Consider the following 2,614-nt stretch of genomic DNA (forward strand, 5'->3'; position numbering starts at 1 on the left):
GTTGCGGAACCAGACTTCGTTGATGATCGCCAACAGCGGCACTTCGAACAGGATGGTGTGCAGCCACGGACCGGTGATATCCAGTTCGATCTCACCGGGCACGGTCTTCGATGCGCGCAACTTGATGTACTTGCGATCCAGGTGGAACAGGCCGAGGAAGTCGGCGAAATCCGGCTTCACGAAGCGCAGGCCACGCATGTAGTCCAGCTCTTCAAGGCTGAAGCGCAGGCTGCACAGGTGGTCGATCTCCTCATCGATCTGGTCGATGAAGCGGGCCAGTTCGATACCAGGGGTGCGGCATTTGAAACGGTATTGAACCTGCGCGCCGGGGTGCTGGTGCAGCACCGCCTGCATCATGGTGAACTTGTACAGGTCGGTGTCGAGCAGGGACTGGATGATAGGCATGGCTGGAATTATGCGCCTGTAGGGGTGAACCGGGGTCCGCAGTGGAGGTGACGCCCTCACCCACGGTGCGGCTCTGCAGTAGATCCACGCCCTGCGTGGATGATCCTGTGGCTGCGTGTTACAGCGACCTGCGCAGCAGCCTCGGCACCTGCACCAGCGCGTGGGCCCAGATCGCGCCCCACACTGCCATCCGCACCGGCAACGACCGCTGCGACGCTTCGAACTTGCTGAAGTAGCGCCACAGCCCGCGATGTTTGTGCCATTCCACGAAGAACGGCCGCGAACGGCTGGACACCCCGCGCACGTGGGTCACCTTCAGGTCGTTGGCGATGGCGACCACGCCGCCGGCCTCACGCACGCGGCGGCACAGGTCCAGGTCTTCGGCATGCAGCCGGTAGCCGGCATCCCAGCCGCCGATGCGATCAAACAAGGCGCGCGGCATCAACAGCAGCGCACCGGACAATGCCGGCACCTGCTGCAACGGCTGCGCCGGGTCGCGGGCAATGGCCAACCGCGCGCCGCGACCGGGCGAGCGCAGCATGGCGAGGAAGTCCGGATCACGACGACGTACCGCTTCATCGGCCTGGCCGTGTTCGTCCACCTGCTCCACACCCAGCAGGCAATCGCCCACCGCCCCGGCACGGTCACGCAGTGCGGCCAGGGTATCGACGTCGACCATCAGGTCGGGATTGATGAAGGCCAGCCACGGGCTGCGTGAATCGGCAACGCCCTGGTTGTTGGCTGCGGCGAAACCCGGATTGTCCGGGTTGGCGATGAAACGGACACGCGGATCGTGACTGGCGTGGCGCTGCACGACCTCCAGGGTGTCATCCAGCGAACCGTTGTCGATCACCCGGATCTCGGCCACATCCTGCGCCTGGCGCAGTCGCGACAGGCAGGCATCGATGGTGCTGCCGCTCTGGTAGGTGACGACGATGGCGGCAATGGCGGAATTCAAACAGGCGGCTCCAGCGGTGATGGCGGCACGAACAGGTCGCCCTGCCCGCGCGGCATTATCGCCTGCTGCAGGTTGTGCTGCAGGTCCTGGCGCAACGCGTGCAGCGGATCGTGCATCAGGAAGTCAGCCAACCGCGGTACCCAACCCGGCCAGCGCGCGGCCAGTGCCTCCAGATCGCCGTCGCGGCTGGGCGCTTCACTGGCACGGCTGACGAAGGCGTTCTCGCACAGCACGTTGCGCCAACCGAGGCCGGCCATGCGCAGGCTCAGATCGACCAGCGCCGCGTTCCAGCCGAGGTAGCTTTCTGCATCCAGGCCGCCGGCGCGCCGCCGCGCATTGGCGCGCACCAGCACGGCGTGAGTGACTGCCGAGGGGAGTTCGGGGTGCAGGGCCGGCAGTGCGGCGCAGACGTTGGCCAGCAGCGCCGGGTCGCTCGGTTCGGGGTTGAGCTCGCCCAACCGCGGCCACGCAGCGGTTTCGCCCACATTGCACCACGGCGTGGCGGTGGCGATGGCGGCGTCACGAGCGAACGTGGCCTGCAGCTGCTGCAACCATCCTGGAGCAGGCACGCTGTCCGGGGCCAGCACCGCGACGTCCAGGCCATCGCAGGCACGCAGCATTTCGTCCAGGTGGGCGACCTCGCCGAGGGGTCTGGCGCGGCGGGTGTATTCGGCCTGCAGCGGGGTATGTGCCAGCCAGTGTTCGACCACCGCCTGCGCACGTGGCCCGGCCTGCGCGTCATCGCCCAGCCAGATCGATGTGCCCGCTGCGGTACCGGCATCGAGCGCGGCAAGGCAGCGGTCAAGCACCGCGTCGTCCACGCCGAGCGGCAACAACACGATCGCCCCCATCCCGCCTCCGTGGTTGTCGGTGGCCACAGCGTAGCATCGGGTGGGTGTCGGCCGGGTTGCACCCGGCACCCGCAGAGGCCGCAGCAACGGCAACAGCAACAGCCGAAGCGGGTTTCCTGTGGGATGGCGGGGTGTGTCCGGTTGCGGGGGACGCCGTAAACCCATCCCTGGGGGCTTGGCAGCCGCATCCATGCGGCTGACACCCCGCAATCCGACACCACCCCGCCTTCGACAGTTTTCCGCAGGAAAACGGATCTGACCCCAGATTCATTTCGATATCTGACAGATGTGTCGACCAAGGTCGACACCTACCCACAGCCATCGGAATCTGTCAGAGGTGGGGCGGTGTGGGCTGGCAGGACCGTTGGCGCCATGGATGGCGCCATCGAGCCCCCAAGGA

2 protein-coding genes and 1 pseudogene are annotated in these 2,614 nt (G+C 66.6%); all 3 read right to left on the reverse strand.

Annotated features, from left to right (window positions below):
• Window positions 1-405: pseudogene (locus DBR20_RS04015) on the reverse strand (nicotinate phosphoribosyltransferase); the annotation flags it as partial.
• 118 nt (window positions 406-523) lie between these two features.
• A complete protein-coding gene (locus DBR20_RS04020) occupies window positions 524-1,363 on the reverse strand; it encodes a glycosyltransferase family 2 protein (protein WP_108265275.1) in 840 nt (279 codons plus the stop codon).
• The gene (locus DBR20_RS04025) at window positions 1,360-2,214 is read right to left on the reverse strand and encodes a glycosyltransferase (protein WP_108265276.1); all 855 of its coding nucleotides are present in this window, start codon (window positions 2,212-2,214) and stop codon (window positions 1,360-1,362) included. The genes DBR20_RS04020 and DBR20_RS04025 overlap by 4 nt, the downstream gene beginning before the upstream one ends.
• Window positions 2,215-2,614: the final 400 nt, after the last annotated feature.

The organism is Stenotrophomonas sp. HMWF023 (genome assembly GCF_003060985.1).
GTDB classification, from domain to species: Bacteria; Pseudomonadota; Gammaproteobacteria; order Xanthomonadales; family Xanthomonadaceae; genus Stenotrophomonas; species Stenotrophomonas lactitubi.